The organism is Paraburkholderia sp. CNPSo 3281, assembly GCF_024206515.1.
In the GTDB taxonomy this organism is placed as follows: domain Bacteria; phylum Pseudomonadota; class Gammaproteobacteria; order Burkholderiales; family Burkholderiaceae; genus Paraburkholderia; species Paraburkholderia nodosa.
On sequence record NZ_JAMBPS010000058.1, the window covers coordinates 16,975 to 42,768 of the forward strand.

General features: G+C 65.7%; 20 protein-coding genes and 1 other RNA gene. 11 read left to right on the forward strand and 10 right to left on the reverse strand.

Going from position 1 to position 25,794, the window contains the following annotated elements; all coding sequences use genetic code 11:
• Window positions 1–74: 74 nt before the first annotated feature.
• Both dnaX and ffs read right to left on the reverse strand, forming a co-directional pair.
• Entirely contained in the window at window positions 75–2,453 is a 2,379-nt protein-coding gene (dnaX, locus tag M3I56_RS34030) for a DNA polymerase III subunit gamma/tau (RefSeq protein WP_254357730.1), read from the reverse strand.
• A 220-nt stretch (window positions 2,454–2,673) separates the two neighbouring features.
• An RNA gene (ffs, locus tag M3I56_RS34035) (signal recognition particle sRNA small type) lies at window positions 2,674–2,772 on the reverse strand.
• A 455-nt stretch (window positions 2,773–3,227) separates the two neighbouring features.
• Here ffs and trxA point away from each other — a divergent pair.
• From trxA to M3I56_RS34075, 8 genes are all read left to right on the forward strand, one after another.
• On the forward strand, window positions 3,228–3,554 hold the full coding sequence (gene trxA / locus M3I56_RS34040) for a thioredoxin TrxA (protein WP_027797264.1): 327 nt from the start codon (window positions 3,228–3,230) through the stop codon (window positions 3,552–3,554).
• Window positions 3,555–3,858: 304 nt separating this feature from the next.
• Window positions 3,859–5,121 (forward strand): transcription termination factor Rho, encoded by a 1,263-nt coding sequence (gene rho / locus M3I56_RS34045; RefSeq protein ID WP_027818379.1) that lies wholly within the window; start codon window positions 3,859–3,861, stop codon window positions 5,119–5,121.
• 162 nt (window positions 5,122–5,283) lie between these two features.
• Window positions 5,284–5,817 carry a MerR family transcriptional regulator gene (locus M3I56_RS34050; protein ID WP_254357731.1) on the forward strand — a complete coding sequence of 178 codons (534 nt, stop codon included), beginning with the start codon at window positions 5,284–5,286 and terminating at the stop codon, window positions 5,815–5,817.
• Window positions 5,814–7,370, forward strand: coding sequence for an MFS transporter (locus M3I56_RS34055; protein ID WP_254357732.1), 1,557 nt, complete (start codon window positions 5,814–5,816; stop codon window positions 7,368–7,370). Before M3I56_RS34050 ends, M3I56_RS34055 begins: the two co-directional genes overlap by 4 nt.
• Window positions 7,371–7,405: 35 nt before the next feature.
• Window positions 7,406–8,242 (forward strand): M90 family metallopeptidase, encoded by an 837-nt coding sequence (locus tag M3I56_RS34060; protein ID WP_254357733.1) that lies wholly within the window; start codon window positions 7,406–7,408, stop codon window positions 8,240–8,242.
• A gap of 158 nt (window positions 8,243–8,400) precedes the next feature.
• Window positions 8,401–8,664 carry a type B 50S ribosomal protein L31 gene (locus tag M3I56_RS34065; protein ID WP_133184305.1) on the forward strand — a complete coding sequence of 88 codons (264 nt, stop codon included), beginning with the start codon at window positions 8,401–8,403 and terminating at the stop codon, window positions 8,662–8,664.
• A gap of 321 nt (window positions 8,665–8,985) precedes the next feature.
• The gene (locus M3I56_RS34070) at window positions 8,986–10,740 is read left to right on the forward strand and encodes a glycosyltransferase family 39 protein (protein ID WP_254357734.1); all 1,755 of its coding nucleotides are present in this window, start codon (window positions 8,986–8,988) and stop codon (window positions 10,738–10,740) included.
• 7 nt (window positions 10,741–10,747) lie between these two features.
• The gene (locus M3I56_RS34075; protein WP_254357735.1) at window positions 10,748–12,115 is read left to right on the forward strand and encodes an MATE family efflux transporter; all 1,368 of its coding nucleotides are present in this window, start codon (window positions 10,748–10,750) and stop codon (window positions 12,113–12,115) included.
• A 44-nt stretch (window positions 12,116–12,159) separates the two neighbouring features.
• Here M3I56_RS34075 and lipA read toward each other — a convergent pair whose 3' ends face one another.
• The 6 genes from lipA to M3I56_RS34105 form a co-directional block, all read right to left on the reverse strand.
• Window positions 12,160–13,158, reverse strand: coding sequence for a lipoyl synthase (gene lipA, locus M3I56_RS34080; RefSeq protein ID WP_254357738.1), 999 nt, complete (start codon window positions 13,156–13,158; stop codon window positions 12,160–12,162).
• 2 nt (window positions 13,159–13,160) lie between these two features.
• Window positions 13,161–14,282, reverse strand: coding sequence for an acetoin dehydrogenase dihydrolipoyllysine-residue acetyltransferase subunit (locus M3I56_RS34085; RefSeq protein ID WP_254357739.1), 1,122 nt, complete (start codon window positions 14,280–14,282; stop codon window positions 13,161–13,163).
• Between the two features lie 4 nt (window positions 14,283–14,286).
• Entirely contained in the window at window positions 14,287–15,291 is a 1,005-nt protein-coding gene (locus tag M3I56_RS34090; protein WP_254357740.1) for an alpha-ketoacid dehydrogenase subunit beta, read from the reverse strand.
• Window positions 15,292–15,337: 46 nt separating this feature from the next.
• Window positions 15,338–16,315, reverse strand: a complete 978-nt coding sequence (locus M3I56_RS34095; RefSeq protein ID WP_254357742.1) for a thiamine pyrophosphate-dependent dehydrogenase E1 component subunit alpha — start codon at window positions 16,313–16,315, stop codon at window positions 15,338–15,340.
• 66 nt (window positions 16,316–16,381) lie between these two features.
• The gene (locus M3I56_RS34100) at window positions 16,382–17,158 is read right to left on the reverse strand and encodes an SDR family NAD(P)-dependent oxidoreductase (RefSeq protein ID WP_254357743.1); all 777 of its coding nucleotides are present in this window, start codon (window positions 17,156–17,158) and stop codon (window positions 16,382–16,384) included.
• Window positions 17,159–17,207: 49 nt separating this feature from the next.
• Window positions 17,208–18,275 (reverse strand): NAD(+)/NADH kinase, encoded by a 1,068-nt coding sequence (locus M3I56_RS34105; RefSeq protein WP_254357744.1) that lies wholly within the window; start codon window positions 18,273–18,275, stop codon window positions 17,208–17,210.
• 476 nt (window positions 18,276–18,751) lie between these two features.
• On the opposite strand from M3I56_RS34105, the gene M3I56_RS34110 reads away from it, so the two are divergent.
• The 3 genes from M3I56_RS34110 (at window position 18,752) to M3I56_RS34120 (ending at window position 22,136) form a co-directional block, all read left to right on the forward strand.
• Entirely contained in the window at window positions 18,752–20,761 is a 2,010-nt protein-coding gene (locus M3I56_RS34110; protein WP_254357745.1) for a sigma-54-dependent Fis family transcriptional regulator, read from the forward strand.
• A 218-nt stretch (window positions 20,762–20,979) separates the two neighbouring features.
• Entirely contained in the window at window positions 20,980–21,570 is a 591-nt protein-coding gene (locus M3I56_RS34115; protein ID WP_254357746.1) for a helix-hairpin-helix domain-containing protein, read from the forward strand.
• 125 nt (window positions 21,571–21,695) lie between these two features.
• A complete protein-coding gene (locus M3I56_RS34120; protein WP_069267517.1) occupies window positions 21,696–22,136 on the forward strand; it encodes a YidB family protein in 441 nt (146 codons plus the stop codon).
• A gap of 111 nt (window positions 22,137–22,247) precedes the next feature.
• Here M3I56_RS34120 and clpB read toward each other — a convergent pair whose 3' ends face one another.
• Window positions 22,248–24,845, reverse strand: coding sequence for an ATP-dependent chaperone ClpB (gene clpB, locus M3I56_RS34125; protein ID WP_254357747.1), 2,598 nt, complete (start codon window positions 24,843–24,845; stop codon window positions 22,248–22,250).
• 233 nt (window positions 24,846–25,078) lie between these two features.
• Window positions 25,079–25,579: an Rrf2 family transcriptional regulator gene (locus M3I56_RS34130; protein WP_254357748.1), complete on the reverse strand. Its 501-nt coding sequence runs from the start codon at window positions 25,577–25,579 to the stop codon at window positions 25,079–25,081.
• Between the last annotated feature and the right edge of the window lie 215 nt (window positions 25,580–25,794).

Sequence of the window (25,794 nt, forward strand, 5' to 3'; positions counted from 1 at the left end):
CTCCTTCTGGATCGTAGTCGTTCGAATCGATGCGCTCAAAAGCGCGCGACGCATGCCGCGCCGCGCGGCGCAATTCAGTGGGCGGCCTGAGTGCCGCCCGATGCGGCTTCCGGCGCAACCGGCCGGATCGAGCCCGGCACGATGCTCGCGCCGAAGTCGCGAATCAGTTGCTGCACGAAGGGGTCGGCGCCGATCTCGCGCTCGGCTTCGCGTTGACGCTGGACGCGTTCGGCGGCGTCGAGCGCGGCCGCCGTGCGCCGCGCGGGGCCGACTTCTACGCTCACTTCAACGGCCTTGCCAAGACGCTCGGCGAGCGCGGTCTTGAGCTTCGCCACCTGCGAGGCTTCGGCGTACTGCGGCACCGGCACGCTCAATTTGAGCAGCGTACCTTCGAGCGCCGTCAGCTCGCTGTTGAATGCGAGCTGGTACGAGATGCCCTTGAGCGAAAGCGTGGCGGCGAGCGCGGGCCAGTCGCCCGTGAAGCCGATCGGATCGAGCGCAATTCCAGGCGGCAGCTTGCTTACGTCGACCACGGCCGGCGATGGCGTCGGCACCGAAGCGGCAGCGCGCGGTGCCGACGGCTCGCTGTCATAGACGGCCACGAAGCCGTCGTCGGGCGGCGCGAAGTACGCATCATCGGCGCCGAGCGGCACGTAGTCGTCGGGCGGGATATCGTCCCACGGCGGCGCGCCCGAGGCGTCCTGCTGCGCATTTGCGTTGCGTGCCGGCAGGCGCGCCTGCGCTTCCTGCGCGGCCGCGGCGCGGCGAGCCGGATCGGGCGTCGGCACCTTCACTTCCATGCGCGGTGCGGCCTTCGGCGCGGGCGCAGGAGCGGCCACGCCGGCAGCGGCAGCCGGACCTCGGCCCGTGGCAGCACGCATGCCCTTGCTGCGCAGCACGTCGAGCGCAGCGCTTGCGCCACCGCGCGCGGACGCGGCGGCGGCGGGTTCCTCGCGAGATTCGAATTGCGGCGTGGGCGCGGCGGCCACGCTCTGCACAGGCTGCGTCTCTTCTGGCGCAGCGGGAGCGGCCGCCGCCGGCTCGACCGGGGCCACAGGCGCAGCTTGCGGCGCGGCGCCCAGATTCGGCGCGGGCTCGCCCGCGTCTTCCCAGGGCGGGACGACGCGCGCTTCGGCTGCAGGCGTCGCGAGCGGCGCAGGCGCACTCGCTTGCGGCTCGGTAACGGGCAACTTCGCCGGTGCGGCTTCTATCGGCTGCGGCACCAGCGCTGCCGGCTTCGGCACGACCGGCTGCGCAACGGCAGGCGCCGCACTGCGCGCCGACGCCGCTACCGGAGCCGCCGCACGCATGCCCATGGCCGCCGCAGCGGGCTTCGACGCCGGCGCACTGCCCACGCTGCCCGCGCTCACGGAAGGCTCGAACGCGAGCATGCGCAGCAGCGTCATCGTGAAACCAGCGTATTCGTCGGGCGCCAGGCCAAGTTCGCTGCGGCCGAGAGTCGCGATCTGATAGAAAAGCTGGACCTGCTCCGGGCTCACTGCTTCTGCAAAACGGCGAATGTCGTCGGCTTCGGGCCACTCGTCGAGCACCGAAGAAGGCGCGAACTGCGCCCAGCCAATGCGATGGAACAGACTCGCGAGGTCCTGCAGCGCCGTGGAGAACGACAGGCTGCGCAGCGCCATTTCGTCTGCGATGGCCAGCACGTTCGCGCCGTGGCCGGCCACGAGCGCGTCGATCAGGCGGATCAGATAGCTTTGATCGAGCGCGCCGAGCATGCCGCGCACCGCTTCCTCGGTGACCTGGTTGGCTGAATAAGCAATGGCCTGGTCGGTGAGCGAAAGCGCGTCGCGCATCGAGCCGTCGGCGGCGCGCGCGAGCAGGCGCAGCGCCTGCGCCTCGAACTCGACCTTCTCCTCACCGAGAATATGCGTGAGATGCTCGACGATGTTGCCCGCCGGCATCTGCTTCAAATTGAACTGCAGGCAACGCGAGAGCACCGTGACCGGAATCTTCTGCGGGTCCGTCGTCGCGAGGATGAACTTCACATGCGGCGGCGGCTCTTCCAGCGTCTTCAGCATCGCGTTGAAGGCGTGGTTCGTGAGCATGTGCACTTCGTCGATCATGTAGACCTTGAAGCGCGCATCGACCGGCGCGTAAACCGCACGCTCGAGCAGCGCGGCCATTTCGTCCACGCCGCGATTGCTCGCCGCATCCATTTCCACGTAATCGACGAAGCGCCCTTCGTCGATTTCCCGGCACGCGCGGCACACGCCGCAGGGCTTCGACGTCACGCCGGTCTCACAGTTGAGCGCCTTGGCGAAGATACGCGACAGCGTCGTCTTGCCCACGCCGCGCGTGCCTGTGAAGAGGTACGCGTGATGCAGGCGGCCGCCGTCGAGTGCATGCGTGAGCGCGCGCACCACGTGCTCCTGTCCGACGAGCGAAGCGAAATCCTTCGGTCGCCACTTGCGTGCGAGAACTTGATAGGTCATCGGGAAATTGTATCAGCAACGCCCGCGCGTCCAGAGGAATCGAAAGGCGGCCCAATGCACGGTTCGCGGCCGCCGCGCAATGGCGCGAGCCAGCGATTGCAGCCGACGGAAACAGTGGCGATACAGACGTGGCAAATACGACGAACGAAGAGCCGCGTCGCGCAATCAATGGCGCGGCGTCAATCTCGTATCTGGGGAAAAACGGAAGAAAAAAGAGGAAGGTGACGAGCCTGACCCTCGGCACTGGCGGAAAACGGCTGTGGCTGCTTCGTTCCCGACCTGACCAGGTTGACCGCCCCTCCATGCGAGGAGGCCCGTCACGGCGCATTCTAGCATCGGTCGCGCGCCAATGCGACTGCTGCGGTGCGAAAAAACGCGCCGAACCGCTCCAGACATCGTTGCGTGCCATGGGTAGCCGCCCTCTTGCAATGACCCGCGCCGCCTCCAGATAGCGTGCAGGAGCACGAGGTATCGCACGGAAAGGCCCCACGAAATTACCCGCGCCACCGCCCGAATATCCCGCCGAATGTGGTCTGGAGGACGGAAACCCTGCTTGCGGCATGAGTACTATCACCGTCGGCAACGCATAGGGATTTAGGCTACACTGGCGTCGGCAATCGGCTGGGCCACGCGGTTTGCGTGCGAATGGCGTGTGATTCGGACGTATGACTCGGGTTCGGTCTGGCCGCCAAGGCGGCCCCGGATGAATTTTCAGTTTTGGTGTATCGTGGCGAGCAATTTACTCAGCCTCGAATCGAAAGAGGTATTCATACAATGAGCGAACAAATCAAGCATATCAGCGACGCATCGTTCGAACAGGACGTCGTGAAATCCGACAAGCCCGTGCTGCTGGACTTCTGGGCGGAGTGGTGTGGTCCGTGCAAGATGATCGCGCCGATTCTCGATGAAGTCGCGAAAGATTATGGCGACCGCCTTCAGATCGCGAAGATCAACGTCGACGAGCACCAGTCGACGCCGGTGAAGTTCGGCGTGCGCGGCATCCCCACGCTGATCCTCTTCAAGAACGGCGCCGTGGCGGCGCAGAAGGTCGGCGCGCTGTCGAAGTCGCAGCTCACCGCGTTCCTGGACAGCCACCTGTAACGTCCTCGCGGGCCGTCCCCCTTCCCGCCCGGGCGCATCGCCCGGCCAGCAAGGGATGAGCCATGCAAGGGTGCGTGTTGTCGCGCGACAACACGCACCATAAAAACACGCCGAAACTTGCTGTCGGTCGTCACTGGCGGTTTCTGGCGTGTGCTATGCTAGAATCTATAAAGCGTCTACCGGCGCCCTTATAAAAGTTTCAAGCAAGCTTGAAGCAAAGTTTCAACCAAAAGTCCTTGAGCGGTTCCGCTCGCTTCTTTTCCCCCATTCTTTTCGTCGCACTCCTCCCCGACGGGTTCTCCGTATGCATCTTTCCGAGCTCAAGTCTCTGCACGTGTCCGAATTGATCGAGATGGCCAATGGCCTCGAGATCGAAAATGCGAACCGCCTGCGCAAGCAGGAACTCATGTTCGCGATTCTCAAAAAGCGCGCCAAGACGGGCGAAACGATCTTCGGTGACGGCACGCTCGAAGTGCTCCCCGACGGCTTCGGCTTCCTGCGCTCGCCAGAAACCTCGTATCTCGCCAGCACGGACGATATCTATATCAGCCCGTCGCAGATCCGCCGCTTCAACCTGCACACCGGCGACACGATCGAAGGTGAAGTGCGCACGCCGAAGGACGGCGAACGCTACTTCGCGCTCGTGAAGGTGGACAAGGTCAACGGCCAGCCGCCGGAGGCCTCGAAGCACAAGATCATGTTCGAGAACCTCACGCCGCTGCACCCGAACAAGGTGCTGCTGCTCGAGCGCGAAATGCGCGGTGAGGAGAACGTGACGGGCCGCATCATCGACATGATCGCGCCCATCGGCAAGGGTCAGCGCGGCCTGCTGGTCGCTTCGCCCAAGTCCGGCAAGACCGTGATGCTCCAGCACATCGCGCACGCCATCAAGCAGAACCACCCCGACGTGGTCCTGTTCGTGCTGCTGATCGACGAGCGCCCTGAAGAAGTGACCGAAATGCAGCGTTCGGTGGCAGGTGAAGTGATCGCCTCGACCTTCGACGAACCGGCTGCGCGTCACGTGCAGGTCGCCGAAATGGTGATCGAGAAGGCCAAGCGACTCGTCGAAATGAAGCACGACGTCGTGATTCTGCTCGACTCGATCACGCGTCTCGCGCGCGCCTACAACACCGTTGTGCCTGCATCGGGCAAGGTGCTCACGGGCGGTGTGGACGCCAACGCGCTGCAACGTCCGAAGCGCTTCTTCGGCGCCGCACGCAATATCGAAGAAGGCGGCTCGCTCACCATCATCGGCACGGCGCTGATCGAAACCGGCAGCCGCATGGACGACGTGATCTACGAAGAGTTCAAGGGCACCGGCAACATGGAAGTGCACCTCGAGCGCCGTCTCGCGGAAAAGCGCGTCTACCCGTCGATCAACCTGAACAAGTCGGGCACGCGCCGCGAAGAGCTGCTGATCAAGCCGGACATCCTTCAAAAGATCTGGGTGCTGCGCAAGTTCATCCACGACATGGACGAAGTCGAGGCCATGGAATTCCTGCTCGACAAGATTCGCCAGACGAAGAACAACTCCGAGTTCTTCGACATGATGCGCCGCGGCGGCTAAGGCCCTCGCCCGCTAGATTCACCACAAAACGCCCGCGAATTCGCGGGCGTTTTTCTTTTCCGGCAGCGGATCGTTGCGCGCCGCAACCTGTACGTGAACGTTCACGTTGAACTATAATGCGCCGCATGTCTTGATCGCCCGACGGCGAAAAAAGAGTTCCCTATGCCCAAGGATTCCCCGGCGCTGCTCACGGTGCGCGACGCCGCCGAGCGCCTGCATGTCACGCCGCGCACGCTCAAGTATTACGAAGAGCGTGGGCTCGTCAGCCCCTCCCGCAGCGAAGGCCGCTACCGCCTCTACGACGAGCACGATCTCGAGCAGTTCTCGCGCATCCTGCGACTGCGCGCGCTCGGCTTTTCGCTGCACGGCATCACCGAAATGCTCAAGCGGCCGCTCGAGCAGGTCGGCGAAGGGCGCCGGCGCTATTCGCAGGAGTCGCTCCAGCAGATCGCCGACGCGCTCGCGCAGCAGATCGAGACGCTCGACACGCGTATCGCGGCCGTGCGCCGCGAGTTGAAAGAAGCGCAGACGGTGCGCGCGGAGCTTGCCGACGACCTCGACTACCTGCAGCGGCGCCTCGCAGGAGAGCCGTCCGACCAGCTGATCGAGCAGCGCCTCGCCGCTACGCGGCGCCGCAAGGCGGGCAAGCTGGCAGAGCCTGCGAGCAAAGCACGCGAGGACGACGAATCGGCATGAGCACGGCCCAGCCCCGCGAGCCGATCTTCAGCGCGGCGCGCCTGCGCGGCGACTTTTTCCCGTGGGTGCTCGCCCTCGCGACGGGGCTCGACTACTACGACAACGCGATCTTCTCGTTCTTCACGAGCCATATCGCGGGCGGCATCAACGCGTCGCCCGACGAACTCGTCTGGTCGTCGAGCGCCTACGCCGTGTGCGCCGTTCTGGGCATCCTGCAGCAGCAATGGTGGGTGGAGCGCATGGGCTACCGCCGCTACGTGGGTAGCTGCCTGCTGCTCTATGCCGTCGGCGCGATCGCGGCGGCACTGTGCGAATCGTCGATCGAGCTTGCCTTCGCGCGCGGCTTCCAGGGCTACTTCATCGGCCCGATGATGGGTACCTGCCGCATCCTCATCCAGATCAGCTTCACGCCGCAGCAGCGTCCCGTCGCGACGCGCGCGTTCCTCATTCTCATCGTGCTCTCCAGCGCGCTGGCGCCGCTCGTGGGCGGCCAGCTCGTCGCGCATTTCGACTGGCGCGCCCTGTTCGCGTTTTCCGCGCCAGCGGGCGTCCTCTATGCCGTGCTGGCCCTGCTCGCACTGCCCGATACGGGCCACTTGCTGCCCGAGGAGCGCGGCGAAGCACACTTCTGGCCGTACATCATCTTCGCGTTTGCGCAGGGCGCGCTGCAAATCGCCATGCAGCAGGTACGCTTCGAACTGTTCAGCGCGTCGCCGGAAATCATTCTGCTCACGCTCGTCGGGATCACGGCGCTCGCCTGGTTCGGCTGGCATCAGTGGCATCATCCCAAGCCGCTCATGCGCCTGCACGCGCTGCGCGAGAAGCCGTTCCAGGTGGGCCTGCTGCTCTACATGGTCTACTACTACCTGAGCACGGCGCTCAGCTACCTGGTCTCGCGGCTGCTCGAAGGCGGTTTCAACTACCCTGTCGAAAACGCCGGCCGCCTCACCGGTATCACGTCGCTCATCTCGGCCGGCGCGCTCTTTTTCTATTTCCGCTACGCAAAGCTCATTACGCACAAGAAGTGGATCATCGTGCCCGGCTTCGTGCTCTCGGCGTTCATCTCGTTCTGGATGACGCGGCTCACGCCGCAAGCAAGCGAAGCCTGGCTCATCCCGCCGCTACTGCTGCGTGGCCTGCTGCTGCTCTTTATCGTGCTGCCCGTCGCCAATCTCACGTTCCGCATCTTCGCGATCGAAGAATTCACGCACGGTTACCGCTTGAAAAACATCGTCCGGCAGTTGACGATATCGTTCGCAACGGCCACGGTTATCATCGTCGAGCAGCACCGGCTCGCGCTGCACCAGACGCGGCTCGCCGAGTTCGTGAATCCGTTCAACCCGGCGTTCCAGAGCACCTACGCCGCGCTGACGCATTCGTTCGAGCTCATGGGCCGGTCCGCGAGCGAAGCGCACGGACTCGCCCTCGCGCAGGTGAGCCGCATGGTCGCGCAGCAGGCGAGCTTTCTGAGTTCGCTCGACGGGTTTTACTTCCTGATCGGCGTGGCGGTGTGCGGCGGGATCTTCGCCGCGTGGCAAAAGCAGATCGACTGAACGACATCCAGACGCACGGGAAACCATACCCAGCGATGCTTTCGAAACTCTCTCACTGGTTCGACGCGCGCCGCCGCGACAAGGCGCTGCGCACCTACGCGATCGACGATGCGCTTTGGCAGACCACGCTCGCGGGCTTGCCGTTTCTCAAGCACCTCGACGCCGCCGACCTCGTGCGCCTGCGCGAGCTGACGAGCCTTTTCATCGCGCAAAAGGAGTTCTCCACGGCGCACGATCTAGAATTGACCGACCCGATGACCGTGGCGATCGCCGCGCAGGCGTCGCTGCCGGTGCTCAATCTTTCACTCGACCTCTACAAGGGTTGGGTAGGTGTGGTCGTCTATCCGGGCGAATTCGTGATCCGCAAAACCGTGGAGGACGAGGACGGCGTGGTCCACGAGGTGGAACACGACGCGAGCGGCGAGGCCTGGGAAGGCGGTCCCGTGATCCTCTCGTGGGAAGACGCGCAGATGACCGATGGCAGCGACGCGTACAACGTCGTGATCCACGAATTCGCGCACAAGATCGATATGCTCAACGGCGAGGCCGACGGCCATCCGCCCCTTTTTCGGCGCTGGCATGCCCCGCTCGACGCGCAGGCGTGGGCCGACGTGTTCGACAACGCCTACGACCAGTTCTGCGACAAGGTGGACGCCGTGCCGGAGCGCCGCTGGGCGCGTTTCGAGCGCGACTCGCTGATCGATCCCTATGCCACCGACCACCCCTCGGAGTTCTTCGCGGTGTGCAGCGAAGCCCTTTACGTCAAGCCGAAGGCCTTCGAGGCTGAATATCCCGAGCTTTACCGGCTGCTCGCGCGCTATTACCGCCAGGACCCGGCGCGCGTGGGCGCCCTGACCGGCCAGCCGGCCTGAAAACCTGCCGCGCGGGAGCCTCAAAAATTCGCCAACCGGCTGATTATCTGGCATAATCGCGGTTTTTCGACCCTTGTGTAAGTGGCTCGCGCGAGCAAAGTCGGCAACATGGTGTTGCAGGCACGCGGGTTGGCTACCGCCAGATTTAAGGAATAACCATGAAAGAAGGCATTCACCCGAATTACCGCGAAGTCCTGTTCATCGACGTTTCGAACGACTTCAAGTTCGTGACCCGCTCGACCATCCAGACGCGCGAAACCGCCGAATTCAACGGCAAGACCTACCCGCTCGCCAAGATCGAAGTGTCGTCGGAATCGCATCCGTTCTACACGGGCACGCAAAAGATCATGGACACGGCAGGCCGTGTCGAGAAGTTCAACAAGAAGTTCGGCGCACGCGCCTCGGGCAAGGCCGGCAAGTAAGCACCTCGCCGCGCCGGCTTTTGGCCGGTCCCGCATTGAACGTGCACAAAAAGGGCAGCATACGCTGCCCTTTTTTGTTGCCTGCGCCACCGTTGCGCCGTCCGGGCGGCGAGGCGGGTGCGACTTACCGCCCCTTTTCGGATGTTTCCGTGGATTAACCCGCGGCTATCGCCGTGACGCGCGGTCGCCGGCCCGGCTAGAATGCCGGATTGCTCCGCGGCGCACGGCCGGGTGTCCCGTCTGTCGCGCATGCCCGCTTGACCTCCGCGTGTGAGCCACCCGCTCGAACACGCCCGGTTTATCCGTCTCCCTTCGTACTGCATGAAGCCAGCCATTCGACTGACCGCCTCCGCCACCAGCGCCCTGCCGCGCTGGCTGTTGCTGACCATCTGTATCGTCTTCGCGGCGTTCGGCCTCTTTGGCCGCGACCCGTGGAAAAACGAGGATGCGGCTGGCTTCGGGGTGATGTGGACGATGGCGGGCGGCACCTCGCACGACTGGCTGCTGCCCAATCTCGTCGGCAAGTACGTGACCGAAAACGGTCCGCTCGGCTACTGGCTGGGCGCCGCCTGCATCCGTCTCTTCGCGCCGTGGGTCGACGCCAGCAACGCGTCGCGCATCGCCACGGGCGTGCTGTTCTGTCTCGCATGCGCGTTCGTCTGGTACAGCGCGTATCTGCTCGGCCGCCGCCCCGAAGTGCAGCCGTTCAAGTACGCATTCGGCGGCGAGCCCGAGCCGCGCGACTACGGCCGCACCCTCGGCGACGGCGCCCTGCTCGTTCTGCTGGGCTGCTTCGGCCTCGCCGAGCGCGGCCACGAAACCACGCCACAGCTCATGCAGTTCGTGGGCATCGCCATGCTGCTGTACGGCGTCGTGCGCGCCATCGACAAGCCGGTCCAGGGCGCCCTCTGGTGGGGCCTCGCGCTCGGCATCGTGATGCTGTCGAGCGGCCCCGTGCTCGTAGGCGCGCTCCTCATCGGCACGCTCGCCATGCTCGCCATCGCCCCCGAAACGCGCTCGCGCTGGCTGCTCGTGGCGGGCCTGCCCGTGGCGCTCGTGGTCTCGGCCTCATGGCCGCTGCTGGCGCTGCACCTGTATCCCGATGACGCCGTCTGGTTCCTCAATCAGTGGGCGCACACCAACGTCAACGCTTTCGCCGGCCCGCCTGGTTACATGCTGCGCTACGCCGCCAAGAACCTGCCGCTCTTCACCTGGCCCGCGTGGCCCCTCGCGATCTGGGCCTTCGTGAGCTGGGCCGGACTGCGCCGCAAGCCGCACATCGCGATTCCGCTGTCGGTGATCGTGCCGCTGCTCATCCTCGTGGTCGTGCAGAGCCACGCATCGAACCGGCTCTTCATGCTCGTGCTGCCCGCGCTGGCGGTGCTCGCGACCTTCGCGCTGCCTACGCTCAAGCGCGGCGCGATCAACGCGATCGACTGGTTCGCGGTGCTGAGTTTCACGATTCTCAGCACCTTCGTGTGGCTCGTGTGGCTCGCGGGCATGACCGGTTTCCCGGCGCCGCTCGCGCGCAACCTCGCGCGCCTCGCGCCCGGTTTCGTACCGCAGTTCAAGATTCTTTCGTTCGTGTGCGCGGTGGCCGTCACCGTATGCTGGATGGTGCTCGTGCGCTGGCGCGTGGCGCGCCATCCGAAGGTGCTGTGGCGCAGCGTCGTACTCTCGAGCGGCGGCACCACGCTCATGTGGGTGCTGCTCATGACGCTGTGGCTGCCGGTCGTCAACTACAGCCGGACCTACAAGGACGTGGCCGAGCAGATCGCCGCGCACCTGCCCGCCGACTATCAGTGCATCTCGCCCGTCCGCCTCGGCGACGCGCAGATAGCCACCTTCGCGTACTTCGGCAGGATGCACTTCGCGTTCAACGAGGACTGCGACGTGATCCTGCGCCAGGACACACAGGACTACGGCGAGCCGAGTTCGATGCCGGACTACGTATGGAAGCTCGTGTGGGAAGGCCGCCGCGCCGCCGACCGCGACGAGCGCTTCCGCCTGTACGTGCGCATCGACCGTCCGACGCCGCCGCTCAAGAAACATGTCTGGCGCAAGCGTCCGGACTGAGGCCCCGGTGACGACGACTTTCGCGGGCGACGTCCGGCGCATCGCCGCGCTCGCGTGGCCGGTGCTGGTCGGGCAGCTCGCGATCATCGCGTTCGGCGTGATCGACACTGCGATGGTCGGCCGCTACTCGGCGCTCGATCTCGCGGCGCTCGGACTGGGTTCGTCGATCTACATTTCGGTGTATATCGCCCTCACGGGCATTCTCAGCGCGCTGCAGCCCGTTGCGGCGCAGCTCTATGGCGCGCGCAAGGACACGGAAATCGGCCTCGAAGTGCGCCAGGCGTTCTGGCTCGCGCTCGTGCTGATGGTGATCGGCTTCGCGATCCTCTACTTTCCCGGCCCGCTGCTCGACCTCGCGCACGCGCCCGAGGCGCTGCGCGAGCGCACCGTCGGCTATCTGCAGCTGCTCTCGTTCGGGCTGCCCGCGGCGCTGGCCTTTCGCATCTACAGCTCGCTCGCCAATGCCGTGGGGCGCCCGCGCCTCGTGATGTTCCTGCAGGTCGGCGCGCTCGTGCTCAAGGTGCCGCTCAACACGTGGCTCATCTTCGGCGGCCTCGGCGTACCGGCGCTCGGCGGCCCGGGCTGCGCGCTCGCGAGCACCTCGATCAACTGGACGCTCGCCTTGTGCGCGGCCGTCGCGCTCACGCGAGTGGACGTGTTCGCGCCGTTCGAAATCTTCAGGCACTTCTGCTGGCCCGAGTGGAAACGCCAGGCCGAACTGCTCAAGCTCGGCATTCCGATGGGGCTTTCGTACCTCATCGAAGTGACGTCGTACACGTTCATGGCGATCTTCATCGCACGCATGGGCACGACCACGCTCGCCGGACATCAGATCGCCGGCAACATCGGTGCCGTGCTCTACATGACGCCGCTTTCGATCGGCGTGGCGACCTCGACGCTCGTCGCCCAGGCGCTGGGCGGCAATCGCCCGGCCGAAGCGCGCACGCTCGCGCGGCACGGCGTGGCGACGGCCGTGGCGATTGCCTGCTGCTACGGCGCGATCGTGTTCGTGCTGCGGCCGCTCATCATCGGCGGCTATACGCCGGACCCTGCCGTGGCGGTCGCGGCCATGCCGCTCGTCGCCATCGTCACCTGCTATCACGTGTTCGACGCCCTGCAGATCACCACCGCCTTCGCGCTGCGCGCCTACAAGGTCGCGGTCGTGCCGACCATCATCTATGCGCTCGCGCTCTGGGGCGTGGGGCTGGGCGGCGGCTTCGCGCTCGGCTTCGACGTGACCGGCACGATGCCCGCCTGGGCGACGGGCGCGCGCGGGTTCTGGCTCGCCAACATGGCGAGCCTCCTGATTGCCGGTGCAGGACTCCTGTTTTATCTCTCACGGGTGAGCACGCGGTTTGCGCGGGAAAGTGCCTAGCCCGTTGGCAACGGAGATGCTAGGCGGTTAGTTGCAAACACAGATCACCCCGCATCGGCCTGCCGCGCCGCCTCCACGGTCTGCGCCGCGTGATACGACGAGCGGACCAGCGGCCCGGCCACGACCTCGCTAAATCCTATTGCCAGCCCCGCCGTGCGCAACGCGGCGAACGCGTCGGGATGCATGTAGCGCTTCACCGGCAGATGAAAGCGCGACGGCGCGAGATACTGCCCGATCGTCAGCACTTCTACGCGATGCGCGCGCAAGTCGCGCATCGTCGCGAGCAACTCCTCATCGGTTTCGCCCAGACCCACCATCAGCCCCGACTTCGTGACGAGCGCACCGTTGGCCGCTTTCGCGCGCGCAAGCAGGTCGAGCGAGCCGCGATAGTCCGCGCCCGGCCGCGCCGCGCGATACAGCGAGGGCACGGTCTCGATGTTGTGATTGAACACGTCGGGCCACGCGTGCGAAAGCGCCTCGAGCGCGCGCGCGATACGGCCGCGAAAATCGGGCGTCAGTACCTCGACGCCGATCCCCGGCACGCGCTCGCGTACCTGCGCGATGCAACGCGCGAAGTGCGTCGCGCCGCCGTCGCGCAAGTCGTCGCGATCGACCGAGGTGATGACGACGTGACGCAAGCCCAGCGCCGCGACCGCTGCCGCAAGGTGCGCGGGCTCGTCCTCGTCGAGCGCTGCGGGTCGCCCATGAGCGACATCGCAGAACGGACAGCGCCGCGTGCAAAGCCCGCCCATGATCATGAAGGTCGCGGTGCGCTGCGCAAAACATTCACCGATGTTCGGGCACATCGCTTCTTCGCATACCGAATGAAGCCGATGCTCGCGCAATACGGCCGCCACGCCCGCTACGGTTTCGCTCATGAGCGGACGCGCGCGCAGCCAGGGCGGCTTCGGCAAGACCGCGTCGGCGCCGGCAGGCGGCACGATCTTCACCGGAATCCGCGCAAGCTTCTCGCGGCTGCGCAGGCCCTCCTGACCCAGCGCCGTACTCGACGAACGGGGCGTTCGAGACGTGGCGACCTCCATGCTCAGGCTCCTTCGTCGAAAAAGGCCTTGAGCAGGCGATTGACCTCCTGCGCCGCCTCCATCTGCACCATGTGCCCCTTGCCCGCAATCACCTCCACGCGCACCTGCGACGGCAACCCCTGCGCATGGCGCGCCGGAATGATCTGGTCAGCCTCGCCCCAGATCACGAGCGCACGCGGCGCGAGTGATGCTACACGCTCGCGGAACACGCGCCGCTGCGCGCCGCCGTCGAACGCCTGCCCCGCAATCTTGCCGAGCGCAGCCTGCACGCCTTCGAGCCGCTTGTACTTCACGAGGTCCTCGACGAGCTGGCGCGTGACCAGCGCGGGATCGGCGAACAGCTTCGTCACGTGCGGCTTGAGCGCATTGCGATTGCCCGCCGCGACGAAGCCCTCGATATACGCCCCATCGATCTCGCTGCCAAGCCCCGCACTCGAGATCAGCGCAAGGGAAGCCACGCGCCCGGGCGCCTGTTCGGCCACCGCCATGGCCACCGCGCCGCCCAGCGAGTGCCCGACGAGATGCGCACGGTCGATCTTCTGCGCGTCGAGGAACGCGATCACGCTTTGCGCAAGCTCGTCGAGGCTGCCGCTCTCGAGCGCCTTGCCCGACTCGCCGTGACCCGGCAGATCGAGCGCCCAGACGGTGCGCTCTGCCGCGAGATCGGTGTGGTTGAAGAGCCAGTTGTTGAGATCGCCGCCGAAGCCGTGGATCAGTACGACAGGCACGCGCTCGCCTTCGCCCTGCTTCAGGTAGCGCACGGTCCGGCCGCCAATCTGCGACTTTTCCGGCTGCGGTCCCGCGTCGGCGTCGCCTGCCTGCGCAGGCACGAAGTCGCGCTGAAACTCGGCCACCGCGGCATCGATATCCGCGTCGGCCGCTTCGGCATCGGCGACCACGCCCAACAGCGCGCCCACCGGCAGCGTGTCGCCCTCCTGCGCGATCTGCCGCCGCAACACGCCCTCGAACGCGCACTCGACGCCCGACGCGATCTTGTCGGACTCCACGTCGAGCAACTCATCGCCCTTGGTGACCTTGTCGCCGGGCGACTTGAGCCAGCCGTTCACCTGGCCCTGCTCCATCGACAGGCCCCATTTGGGCATCGTGATCATGTGAATCGGCATGACTTCAGCTCCTTGCTGCGCGTGCGGCTTCGGCGATCTTCTCCGCCGACGGGATGTAGAGGTCTTCGAGCGATGCCGCGAACGGCACCGGCGTATGCGGTGCGGTGACCATGCCGACGGGGGCCTTCAGTTCCCTGAACGCCTTCTGGCCAACGAGTGCAGCAATATCGGTCGCGATCGAACAGCGCGGATTGGCTTCGTCCACGACCACGACCCGGCCCGTGCGGCGCGCGCTTTCGAGGATCGTTTCCTCGTCGAGCGGCGAGGTCGTGCGCAGGTCGACCACATCCGCCTCGATGCCGTCTTTCGCGAGCTTCTGCGCCGCATCGAGCGCGTAGTGCACCATGCGTCCATACGTGACGATCGTGACGTCGTCGCCATCGCGCACGATGTTGGCCTCGCCGAACGGAATCGAATAGGATTCCTCCGGAACGTCGCCTTCCATCGTGTAGAGCAGCTTGTGCTCGCAGAAGATCACAGGGTCGTTGTCGCGAATCGCCTCGATCATGAGGCCCTTGGCGTCATAGGGCGTGGCCGGGCACACGACCTTCAGCCCCGGAATATGCGTGAAGAGCGAGGTGAGCATCTGCGAGTGCTGCGCGGCCGCGCGCAAGCCTGCGCCATACATGGTGCGAATCACGACCGGCGTGACCGCCTTGCCGCCGAACATGTAGCGGAACTTCGCCGCCTGGTTGAAGATCTGGTCGAAGCACACGCCCATGAAATCGATGAACATCAGTTCCGCGACCGGCCGCATGCCGCACGCCGCGGCGCCCACTGCCGTGCCGATAAAGCCGCCTTCCGAGAGCGGCGTATCGAGCACGCGCCCGGGGAACTTGCCGTAAAGGCCCTTCGTCACGCCGAGCACGCCGCCCCACGCGTCCTGCTCGCCAGGCGCGCCCGCGCCGCCCGCGTTGTCCTCGCCCATCACGATCACGCTCTCGTCGCGGCCCATCTCCTGGGCAAGCGCTTCGTTGATGGCCTGCGAATAGGTGATTTTCCGTGCCATTTCCGTCTCCTTGATCTGGAATCCTGATGACCTGAGTGCGCAGCGCTTAAGGATACGACACGTACACGTCCGTGAGCAGCGCCTCGGCCGGCGGCAGCGGCGCGGCCTTGGCCTGCGTCACGGCATCGTCGATCAGCTGCATCACTTCGGCGTCCACCTTGCGCAAATCGTCGCTGCTCGCGAGTTCGGCGCGCACCACGCGCTCCTCGAAGCGCTTCAGACAGTCCTTTTCTTCGCGCAACTTCTGCACCTCACCAGGGGCGCGGTAGGTTTGCGCGTCGCCTTCGAAGTGGCCGAAATAGCGCGATAGTTTCATTTCCACGAGCGTCGGGCCGCCGCCGCTGCGTGCGCGTGCAATGGCTTCGCCCAGCGCCTCGTGCACGGCGAAAAAGTCGAAGCCGTCGACGATCACGCCCGGCATGCCGAAGCCGTTCGCGCGATCGGCGATGTTGTCGGCCGCGACCGACCATGTGGACGACGTCGCCTCGGCGTAGCCGTTGTTTTCCGCGACGAAGATTACCGGCAAGCGCCACACGGAGGCGAGATTCATCGACTCGAAGATCACCCCCTGGTTCGACGCGCCGTCACCGAAGAAGCACACGCCCACGCCGCCCGTCTTCTTCTGTTTGGCGGCGAGCGCGGCCCCGCACGTAAGCGGACCACCCGCGCCCACGATGCCGTTCGCGCCCAGCATGCCTTTCGACAGGTCGGCGATATGCATCGAGCCGCCCTTGCCACGGCACGAACCCGTGGCCCGGCCATAGATCTCGGCCATCATCTCGCGCACGTCCACGCCCTTGGCGATGCAGTGGCCGTGGCCGCGGTGCGTGGTGGCGACGTAGTCGGCATCGCTCAGATGGCTCATCGTGCCGACCGCGGAGGCCTCCTCGCCCGCGTACAGGTGCACGAAACCCGGAATCTCGCCGGTCGCGAACTCGACGTGCAGCCGTTCCTCGAACTCGCGGATCGTGCGCATCGAGCGATACGCGGTGAGCAACTGCTCCTTGTTCAACTGAACTGACATGGTTGTCTCCTGGGTGTAAGACGCTGTACCGCTCTCGATTAGCCTGCTGCGGGAAATGCCCTGCTCCTAATGAAAAGTGAAACCGCCGTCGACGTTCACCGACTGGCCCGTGACGTTGTCCATCGTCGCGAAGAACAGGGCGAGCCGCCCCATGTCTTCAGGCGTTTGCGCGCGGCCCTGCGGGATCAGCGTGAGTTGATGGCGCTGCCAGGACTCCTCGACGCTCTCGCCTTCTGTCTTCCATTCGTCGGAGAGCCGGTCCCACATATAAGTGCGCACGATGCCAGGGCAAATCGCATTCACGGTGATGCCCTCGCGCGCGACTTCCTTGGCGAGCGCGTTGGTGAAGCCGACCACCGCGAATTTAGAGGCGCTGTAGTGCGCGAGATTCGGGAACCCTTCCTTGCCCGCGATCGAGGCAACGTTGATGATCCGCCCGCGCTTTTGCGTACGGAAATGTGGCAATGCGGCCTTGCAGCCGAGGAAGACGCCTTTCGCGTTGACGCCCATTACAAAGTCCCAGTCCCGCTCCGTTAATTCGGATACCGGACTAATGGAAATCACGCCGGCGCAGTTTACGAGAATATCGAGGCCACCGAATTCCGAGAGCGCCTGCGAGACCATCCCTTCGAGCTGGACGGCCTGGGTGACGTCGACCTTGGCAAAGGAGGCGCGTCTGCCTAACGCCCGTATCTCTTCCGTAGTCGCTGCAAGGGGTTCTTCGAGCAGATCCGCGAGCAGCACGTCCGCGCCGGCCTGCGCGAGCGTGAGCGCAATGCCGCGGCCGATGCCGCGCGCGCCGCCGGTCACGATCGCGACCTGGCCTTTCAGGGGTGTGTCCATGCCAATGTCTCCTTGTTTCGGTTAAGCGTGGAGGAAGCAAGCCAGATCGCTACGCGCGCGCGGCGGCCTCGCGCAACAACTGATGCGACGCCGCGTAACGCAGCGTGCGCGCGACATCGACTGTCAGCGGACCGTGCCAGTCGAGCGTCACTTCATAGCGGTCGCCGCGCGCCGGTTCGATCTCACGCTCGCCGTCGAACGCGAGCGTGCCGTGGTCCGCTTCGAGCGGCAGCGCCACGCCGACTTCGAGGCGCTGGCAGGTGCGCATCGTCAGACGCTCGACCCGGCCCGGCGCGATCGGCGCGAGCAACGGCACGCCCGCGCCGCTGCCCTCAGGCGCGCCCGCCTGAGCGAACGTCATATGCAGGCCGTGTGCCGCGTCGCGCCCGACCGGCGCCCACGCCCCGCCGATCGACGAGAGACCGATACCATCGGGGGGCGCAAAGGTCAGATAAAGTGATTCGATATCCGAACTTTCAGAAATCGCACGCGCACCGATGAACGGCTGACGCGCCACACAAATGTCGACCAGCGCGATTTCCTCGCGCCCGCGCGACGGCCCTTCTACGCAGCGCGCGACGAGCCGCTTGTTGCGCGAGAGCGCCGACTCGGCCGGCACCGCGCCGGTCGCGACGAGCGCGCCCGCGAGGCCCGCCACGGTGGCCTCGCGCAGTTCGGGAAAGGCGTTGTTGGTGCCGGTAGAGAGCGCGAGCAGCGGCGTCGCGCCGCAATGCGCCGCAACGGCGCGATGGGTGCCGTCGCCGCCCAGCACCGCGATCAGCGCGACCTCCTCACGCACCATGTGACCGACGCCGGCGTGCGTATCGGCAACGCTTTCGCTCACCGGCAGATCGACGAACATGACCTCGGGCCAGAGCTCGTGCGCAGCAATCGCCGCGTGCGTCTCGATCGCGCGCAGGAGCAGCGCGGCCACGCCGGTGTTGTCGCGCAACGTCAGCACGCGCGCCACGCCCAGCGCGCCCAGGCCCGCGAGCAGGCGCACAACCATATTCGCCTTCTCGGCCGTGGGAAAGACGGATGCATGCGAAGTGAGACGGCGGATGTCGCGACCCGATGCGGGGTTCGCGATCACGCCTACGGTCACGGGCGTCGTCACGGGTCTTGTCTCCGGTCGGCGTCGCACCGTAAATTGCCGTGCGCCGCTTTTGCCAGCAGACTCTGCAAGCGTCATGCCAATGACGTCGACGACGCGTCGCGTCCGCGCGGAAGGCCGCGTGGCGGGGTTGTGCGGCAAATGCACGCCGTGGCGCCGGCACGATCTGCGTCGCGCGCGGCATCTCAGCCGTCGTCTCGCATGAGCGACGCACCGGTCGCACCATCAACCGTCCGCGTGAAGGAAAACGCGCACAGCCCCGCGTGGCCTGCCTGAGCAGCGACTGAACGCTCCCATCCGCCGCACCGAAATGCGAGACACGAGCCGCTGAGACGTTCGTCTCAGCGGCTCGCATGCTGCGCTGCGGTGTGATCGCGCGCAAAGGATGTGCTACAAAAGACTCCCGCCGAACGCTTTCCGGTCCGACGTAACCCGACGTTACCCCGACGCTCACCGCGAGCCACCGTCTGGAACCGCTCATGCCCTACGCCCTTGCGTCTACCCGGCACGCCGAGCGCGTGCGTGGCGCCGTAGAAGGCCGGCTGCCCGCGCCGTCCGATTCGCCGCGCCTCGTCTCGTCATGGCAGCGCTCGTTCGAGCGCTATCAGCTCGACCCCGGCTCCGTGATCGGCCCGCGCGTGCTGAGCGCCGCTGAGCTGCGCGAGATCCGCGATCGCGAGGAGTCCTTTCTGCGCGCCTCGGGCCAATGCCTCACGCGGCTGCACGATATGGTGCGCGAAGCCGATTACTGCGTGATGCTGACCGACGCGCACGGCGTGACCATCGACTACCGCCTCGACCGCGAGCGCCGCAACGACTTCAAGCACGCGGGGCTCTATATCGGCTCGTGCTGGTCCGAGAGCGAGGAAGGCACCTGCGGCATCGCGAACGTGCTCACCGATCTCGCGCCCATCACGGTGCACAAGACCGACCATTTCCGCGCCGCGTTCACCACGCTCACGTGCAGCGCCGCGCCGATCTTCGCGCCGGGCGGCGAGCTGATCGGCGTACTCGATGCGTCGGCCGTGCAGTCGCCCGACAATCGCGAGAGCCAGCGCATCGTGAACCAGCTCGTGCGCCAGAGCGCCACGCTGATTGAAGACGGCTATTTCCTGCATCGCCTCGCGTCGTGCTGGATACTCTTCGGTCACCAGAATCGCAATTACGTGGAAGCGCAGCCCGAACTGCTGATCGCCTTCGACGAGAACGGCAACGTGGTCGCCGCGAACCGGCGCGCGCGCGAATGCATGCCGTGCCTGGACGGCCCGCGTCATATCGACGAGATCTTCGATTCGTCGCACGTGCAGTTGCGTGACATCGGGCGCATCGAAACCATCGCGGCGCTGCGCCTGCGTGCGAACGGCGCGATGCTGTATGCGCGCATTCGCGCGCCGCTCGGGGCGAACGGTTACTGCGGACACAGCGTACGGAGCGGCCACAGCGGCGGCCGCGCGGCGCCTGGCGCCATGCCGCTGCGGCGCGACGCCGCCGACGCGCACGAATACGATCGCAGCGCGCTCGGCCCCTTCCTGCGCAGCGCCGACGCGCGAGTGGCCGAGAACGCGCGCATCGCGCAGCGTGTGGCGGGCAAGCGCCTGCCGATCCTGCTGCTCGGCGAAACCGGCGCCGGCAAGGAAGTGTTCGCGCGCGCCATTCACGACGCCAGCGCGCGACGCAATCGCCCATTCATCGCGGTGAATTGCGGGGCGCTGCCCGAGTCGCTGATCGAGAGCGAACTGTTCGGCTATGCGCCGGGCGCATTCACGGGCGCGCGCCGCCACGGCGCGCGCGGCAAGCTCGCAATGGCCGACGGCGGCACGCTCTTTCTCGACGAGATCGGCGACATGCCGCTCGCGCTGCAGACCCGCCTTTTGCGCGTGCTGGCCGAGGGCGAAGTCCTGCCGCTTGGGAGCGAAACGCCGGTGCGCGTCGACATCGACGTGGTCTGCGCAACGCACCGGGACCTCGCGCAAATGGCCAGCGCGGGAGCATTCCGCGACGATCTCTACTATCGCTTGAGCGGTGCGGTACTCACGTTGCCGCCGCTGCGCGAGCGGCGCGACATCGCGATGCTCATCGACATGGTATTCGCGGAAGAAGCGCAAGCCGCAGGCCGCCCGCTCGCGCTCGACGCCACGCTCGCGCAGCGGCTCGCGGCGTTTGCGTGGCCCGGCAACCTGCGGCAGCTGCGCAATGCGATGCGCTACGCATGCGCCGTATGCGACACCGTGCGGGTCGAAGCGCGGCACCTGAGCGCCGACCTCGCGGCGAGCCTGCCGCAACTCGCACCGCCTGCCGCGTCCGGCTCCCCAGCCGGCATCCCGCCAACGTCGCCACTCTGCGACGAAGATGAGCGCGCACGCATCGTCGCCGCGCTCACGGCGCACCGCTGGCGTCCGAACGCCGCCGCGCAGGCGCTAGGCGTCTCGCGCGCGACGCTCTACCGGCGCATTGCAAAGCTCGGCATCGTCGGGCCGCATCGCGCTTGAGCCGGATTGCGCCGACAGCCGCGCGTTTCGCGTCGCCAGATTGCACAGAAGTATTAAATATTGTGCGGCGCGATTTACTTGCCACACATCGACCGGTATAAATCGAGCGCTCGCGATCCACGGATACGCCATCTGGCCTATTCTTGTACCGCAGCCCCCTCCGCTGGATGCGTCGTCCGTTCCCGGCTAACTGAAATGCCCTCAATGGAGTGATTGCCATGCTCAAGAAGCTGCTGATGCTGTTCCTCGCCATCGGCCTGTCGCTGTCCGCCGTGCTCGCCGCAGCCGTGGAAGTGAACACCGCCGACGAAACCGCGCTCGAATCGGTCAAGGGCATCGGCCCCGTCCACGCCAAGGCGATCATCGACGAACGCACGAAGAACGGCCCGTTCAAGGACGCCGACGACCTTGCGAGCCGCGTCAAGGGCATTGGCCCGAAGTCGGTGCAGAACCTCGAGGCGGCGGGGCTCACGATCAACGGCTCCTCGGCGCCGCCGGCGGGCAAGGCGGCTAGCGCGAAGAGCGGCAAGAACGCCGCTGCCACGAGCGCCGCGCCCGCTGCGACCACGGCCAATCCGATGACGGCGCAGACGCCGGCGGCCGCGACCACCGCGCAAGCCGCGTCGGAGACGGCCGCGGGCAAGTCGAAGCACAAGAGCAAGAAGGACAAGGCAGCCGCGGCTGCAAGCGCGCCCGAAGCGGGCTCCGCAGCGGCTGCGCCGGCCACGGCATCCGATACGAAGGCGAAAAAGCCCAGGAAGTCGAAGAAGGACAAGGCGGCTCCCGCCTCGGCCGCTTCCGGCGCCTGATTGCCGCCATCGTCCGGCGCGCGCAAGCCGGGCACCGGACCTCGAAAACGCGGCGCCGCCTTCGCGTGCGCCGTCCGACTTACCGGTCGCGTCTTCCGACGCGGCCATCACTCAGAGAGATCGTCATGAGTCTGCTAGATACCCTCGGTTCCCTGCTCGGTTCGCAGTCGCAACAGCAAGGCGGCGGCCAGGCCCAGCTCCTCGCCGCGGCGATGGAGTTCGTCAACAACCAGCCCGGCGGGCTGAACGGCCTTATCGAGAAGTTCCAGCAAGGCGGCCTCGGCGACATCGTGCAGTCGTGGGTCGGCAACGGCGAGAACCAGCCTGTTTCGGCGGATCAACTGCACAACGTGCTCGGCTCGGACGTCGTCTCGGGTCTCGCCCAGAAGGTCGGCATGCAGCCCGACCAGGTGAGCGGGCTGCTCGCCCAGGTGCTGCCGCACGTGGTCAACGCAGGCACGCCGACTGGCGAAGTGCCGCAAGGCGGACAGATCAACACCGAGAGTGTGCTCGGCACGCTTGGCGGACTTGCGTCGCTGCTCGGCGGCGGCAACAAGCAGGCATAAGCGCTTCGTTGCGGGAATGAAAAAAGGGCATCGGATCACTCCGCTGCCCTTTTCGTTTCGGCTTAGCGCGCGCCTGCCGGCACGTGTCTCATCCGAGGCTCGCTGCTCGCCTTAGTGCACCACGCGCTCGAACACGAACTTGCCGTCGTGCACGCCGACCGGAATCACATCCTTCGGTCCGAACTTGCCCGCGAGGATCAGCTTGGCGACCGGGTTCTCGATCTCCTGCTGAATCGCGCGCTTGAGCGGCCGTGCACCGAACAGCGGGTCGTAACCGACCTCGGCGATCTGGCCCAGCGCCTCGTCCGACACCATGAGTTCCATCTCGAGCTTCTCCAGACGCTCGCGCAGACGCTGCAGCTGGATCTTCGCAATCGACTCGATATTCGAGCGATCAAGCGCATGGAACACCACGACCTCGTCGATCCGGTTCAGGAACTCGGGGCGGAACTGCTGCTTCACTTCGTTCCACACGGCGTCCTTCACCGCTTCCTGCGGCTCGCCCGCCATCGCCTGAATGAGGTGCGAACCGAGGTTCGACGTCATCACGATCACGGTGTTCTTGAAGTCGACGGTGCGGCCCTGGCCATCGGTCATGCGGCCGTCGTCGAGCACCTGCAGCAGCACGTTGAACACGTCCGGGTGCGCCTTTTCGACTTCGTCGAGCAGGATCACGCTATACGGCTTGCGACGCACGGCCTCGGTCAGATAGCCGCCCTCTTCATAGCCCACGTATCCCGGCGGCGCGCCGATCAAACGCGCCACGCTGTGCTTCTCCATGAACTCGCTCATGTCGATGCGGATGAGATGATCTTCCGAATCGAACAGGAAGCCCGCCAGCGCCTTGCACAGCTCGGTCTTGCCCACACCCGTCGGCCCGAGGAACAGGAACGAGCCATACGGCCGGTTCGGGTCCGAGAGACCGGCACGCGAGCGGCGAATCGCGTCGGCAACAGCGGTAATGGCCTCGTCCTGGCCCACCACGCGCTCATGCAGCTTATCTTCGATCTGCAGCAGCTTTTCGCGCTCGCCCTGCATCATGCGCGAAACGGGAATGCCGGTCGAACGCGACACGACTTCCGCGATTTCTTCGGCGCCCACGAGCGTGCGCAGCAAGCGCAAACGTGTGGGGTTGTTCTGCTCGTTCGCCTCGGCTAGCGTCACCTGCTTGAGCTGCGCTTCGAGTTCCGGCAACTTGCCGTACTGGAGTTCCGCAACCTTCTCGAGCTTGCCTTCGCGCTGGAAGCGATTGATGTCCGCGCGCACGCGGTCGATCTCTTCCTTGATCTGCGCGCCGCCCTGCACTGCGGCTTTCTCGGTGGTCCAGATTTCTTCGAGGTCCTTATATTCGAGGCTCAGCCGGTCGATCTCTTCCTCGATCAACTGCAGACGCTTTTGCGACGCTTCGTCCTTCTCCTTCTTGACGGCCTCGCGCTCGATCTTCAGCTGGATCAAGCGGCGATCGAGCTTGTCCATTGCTTCGGGCTTCGAATCGATTTCCATCTTGATCTTCGAAGCCGCTTCGTCGATCAGGTCGATGGCCTTGTCCGGCAGGAAACGGTCGGTGATGTAGCGATGCGACAGCTCCGCCGCCGCGACGATCGCCGGGTCGGTGATTTCCACGCCGTGGTGCAGCTCGTACTTCTCCTTCAGGCCGCGCAGGATCGCGATGGTCGCCTCGACCGACGGTTCATCGACGAGCACCTTCTGGAAGCGGCGTTCGAGCGCGGCGTCCTTTTCGATGTACTTGCGATATTCGTCGAGCGTGGTCGCGCCGATGCAGTGCAGCTCGCCGCGCGAAAGCGCCGGCTTGAGCATGTTGCCCGCGTCCATCGCGCCTTCGGCCTTGCCCGCGCCGACCATCGTGTGAATTTCGTCGATGAAGACGATGGTCTGCCCTTCGTCCTTGGCGATGTCGCTGAGCACGGCCTTCAGGCGCTCCTCGAACTCGCCGCGATATTTCGCGCCCGCGAGCAGTGCGGCCATGTCGAGCGAGAGCACACGCTTGCCCTTGAGCGTCTCGGGCACTTCGCCGTTGACGATGCGCTGCGCGAGGCCTTCGACGATGGCCGTCTTGCCCACGCCCGGCTCGCCGATCAGCACCGGATTGTTCTTGGTGCGGCGTTGCAGGATCTGGATCGAGCGGCGGATTTCGTCATCGCGGCCGATCACGGGGTCGAGCTTGCCCGAGCGCGCGCGCTCGGTCAGATCGACGGTGTACTTCTTGAGCGCTTCACGCTGGCTCTCGGCGTCCTGGCTGTGCACCTGCGCGCCGCCGCGCACCGCGACGATCGCGGCTTCGAGCGCCTTGCGCGTCAAGCCGTGCTGGCGCGCGAGGCGACCCGCTTCGCCCTTGTCTTCGGAAACGGCGAGCAGGAACATCTCGCTCGCGATATACGTGTCGTTGAGCTTCTGCGCTTCCTTGTCGGCCTGATTGAGCAGACCCGTGAGCTCGCGGCCGATCTGCACGTTGCCGTCGGTGCCCCGCACCTGCGGCAAGCGATTGATGGCGTCGTTCAGCGTGTTCTGCAGCGCCTGGACCTGCACGCCCGCACGCGACATGAGCGAGCGCGCGGAGCCGTCCTGCTGCGCGACGAGCGCAGCCAGCAGGTGAACGGGTTCGATGTACTGGTTATCGTGGCCCACCGCGAGGCTTTGCGCGTCGGCGATGGCTTCCTGGAACTTGGTGGTGAGTTTGTCGATTCTCATTGGATGCGAGACCTCCAGATTTCTAGACTGTCACCAAATTTGAGGGGGGACACGCCGGTTTCAAGCGCTCTGGCGTCATTTTTTCCGATTTTTTGGATTCGAGCACGGGCAGCGGCCGTCGGCAAGCCCTGCCGAGGCGTGACAAAACGGGGAAAGAATGCGAGGCAGCCGCACGAGGCAGCGTGCCGCAGCACGAAAGAGAAGAAAAAACGAAGATGACGCTGACGCGCCCTTCAATGCTCGCGCGAAGGCGCGAGTCGAGCCGCCTGCGCGTGCGGCATGAACTGGATCGGCGCGAGGCCAAGCAGCCCGGTCAGTTCGTCTGCCGGCTGCGCCAGCTCGCCGATGGTATGGCGGTCGAGTTCCGCGAGAAACGCATCGCGCGCCGCGGCCAGTGCGTGCTTGAGCCGGCACTGCGGCTCGATGACGCAGCTACGCCGGTCGCCATGCTCGTCCGGAAAGCAGCCGACGAGCGAAAAGTCGCTCTCGGTCTCACGGACCACTGCGCCAACGCTCAGATCGAGTGAAGCCGGCGCGAGCCGCAAGCCCCCATTGCGCCCGCGAACAGTGTCGACCCAGCCAAGCTCGCCAAGGCGCTGCACGACTTTCATCAGATGATTCTTCGACACGCCGTAGGCGTCCGAAATCTCCTGGATCGTGGCCAGGCTGTCGCGACGCAGCGCGAGATACAGCATCACGCGCAACGAATAGTCGGTGTAGTCGGTCAGTCTCATGGCGGTCGCAATGACAGAGGTGGTGCGGGTGACAGAAACCCATACAATAACATGCAGGTAGCATGCAGGTTTTTCCCGGACTGGGTATGATTGGCACTTCGATGGACGCTTCGCAGTGCCTGGCAGCTTGCATGCGGCCCATTGCCGCATCGGGCCGGCGCCCCGCCGCCGACTACACTCCAGGCACTCCAGGTATCACCCAGGCCCCCAATGAC

What these genes read in the sequence shown, in the direction of transcription:
- dnaX (WP_254357730.1), bottom strand. Translation starts at nt 2,453, where the DNA reads ATGACCTATCAAGTTCTCGCACGCAAGTGGCGACCGAAGGATTTCGCT.
- trxA (WP_027797264.1), top strand. Translation starts at nt 3,228, where the DNA reads ATGAGCGAACAAATCAAGCATATCAGCGACGCATCGTTCGAACAGGAC.
- rho (WP_027818379.1), top strand. Translation starts at nt 3,859, where the DNA reads ATGCATCTTTCCGAGCTCAAGTCTCTGCACGTGTCCGAATTGATCGAG.
- M3I56_RS34050 (WP_254357731.1), top strand. Translation starts at nt 5,284, where the DNA reads ATGCCCAAGGATTCCCCGGCGCTGCTCACGGTGCGCGACGCCGCCGAG.
- M3I56_RS34055 (WP_254357732.1), top strand. Translation starts at nt 5,814, where the DNA reads ATGAGCACGGCCCAGCCCCGCGAGCCGATCTTCAGCGCGGCGCGCCTG.
- M3I56_RS34060 (WP_254357733.1), top strand. Translation starts at nt 7,406, where the DNA reads ATGCTTTCGAAACTCTCTCACTGGTTCGACGCGCGCCGCCGCGACAAG.
- M3I56_RS34065 (WP_133184305.1), top strand. Translation starts at nt 8,401, where the DNA reads ATGAAAGAAGGCATTCACCCGAATTACCGCGAAGTCCTGTTCATCGAC.
- M3I56_RS34070 (WP_254357734.1), top strand. Translation starts at nt 8,986, where the DNA reads ATGAAGCCAGCCATTCGACTGACCGCCTCCGCCACCAGCGCCCTGCCG.
- lipA (WP_254357738.1), bottom strand. Translation starts at nt 13,158, where the DNA reads ATGGAGGTCGCCACGTCTCGAACGCCCCGTTCGTCGAGTACGGCGCTG.
- M3I56_RS34085 (WP_254357739.1), bottom strand. Translation starts at nt 14,282, where the DNA reads ATGCCGATTCACATGATCACGATGCCCAAATGGGGCCTGTCGATGGAG.
- M3I56_RS34090 (WP_254357740.1), bottom strand. Translation starts at nt 15,291, where the DNA reads ATGGCACGGAAAATCACCTATTCGCAGGCCATCAACGAAGCGCTTGCC.
- M3I56_RS34095 (WP_254357742.1), bottom strand. Translation starts at nt 16,315, where the DNA reads ATGTCAGTTCAGTTGAACAAGGAGCAGTTGCTCACCGCGTATCGCTCG.
- M3I56_RS34100 (WP_254357743.1), bottom strand. Translation starts at nt 17,158, where the DNA reads ATGGACACACCCCTGAAAGGCCAGGTCGCGATCGTGACCGGCGGCGCG.
- M3I56_RS34110 (WP_254357745.1), top strand. Translation starts at nt 18,752, where the DNA reads ATGCCCTACGCCCTTGCGTCTACCCGGCACGCCGAGCGCGTGCGTGGC.
- M3I56_RS34115 (WP_254357746.1), top strand. Translation starts at nt 20,980, where the DNA reads ATGCTCAAGAAGCTGCTGATGCTGTTCCTCGCCATCGGCCTGTCGCTG.
- M3I56_RS34120 (WP_069267517.1), top strand. Translation starts at nt 21,696, where the DNA reads ATGAGTCTGCTAGATACCCTCGGTTCCCTGCTCGGTTCGCAGTCGCAA.
- clpB (WP_254357747.1), bottom strand. Translation starts at nt 24,845, where the DNA reads ATGAGAATCGACAAACTCACCACCAAGTTCCAGGAAGCCATCGCCGAC.
- M3I56_RS34130 (WP_254357748.1), bottom strand. Translation starts at nt 25,579, where the DNA reads ATGAGACTGACCGACTACACCGACTATTCGTTGCGCGTGATGCTGTAT.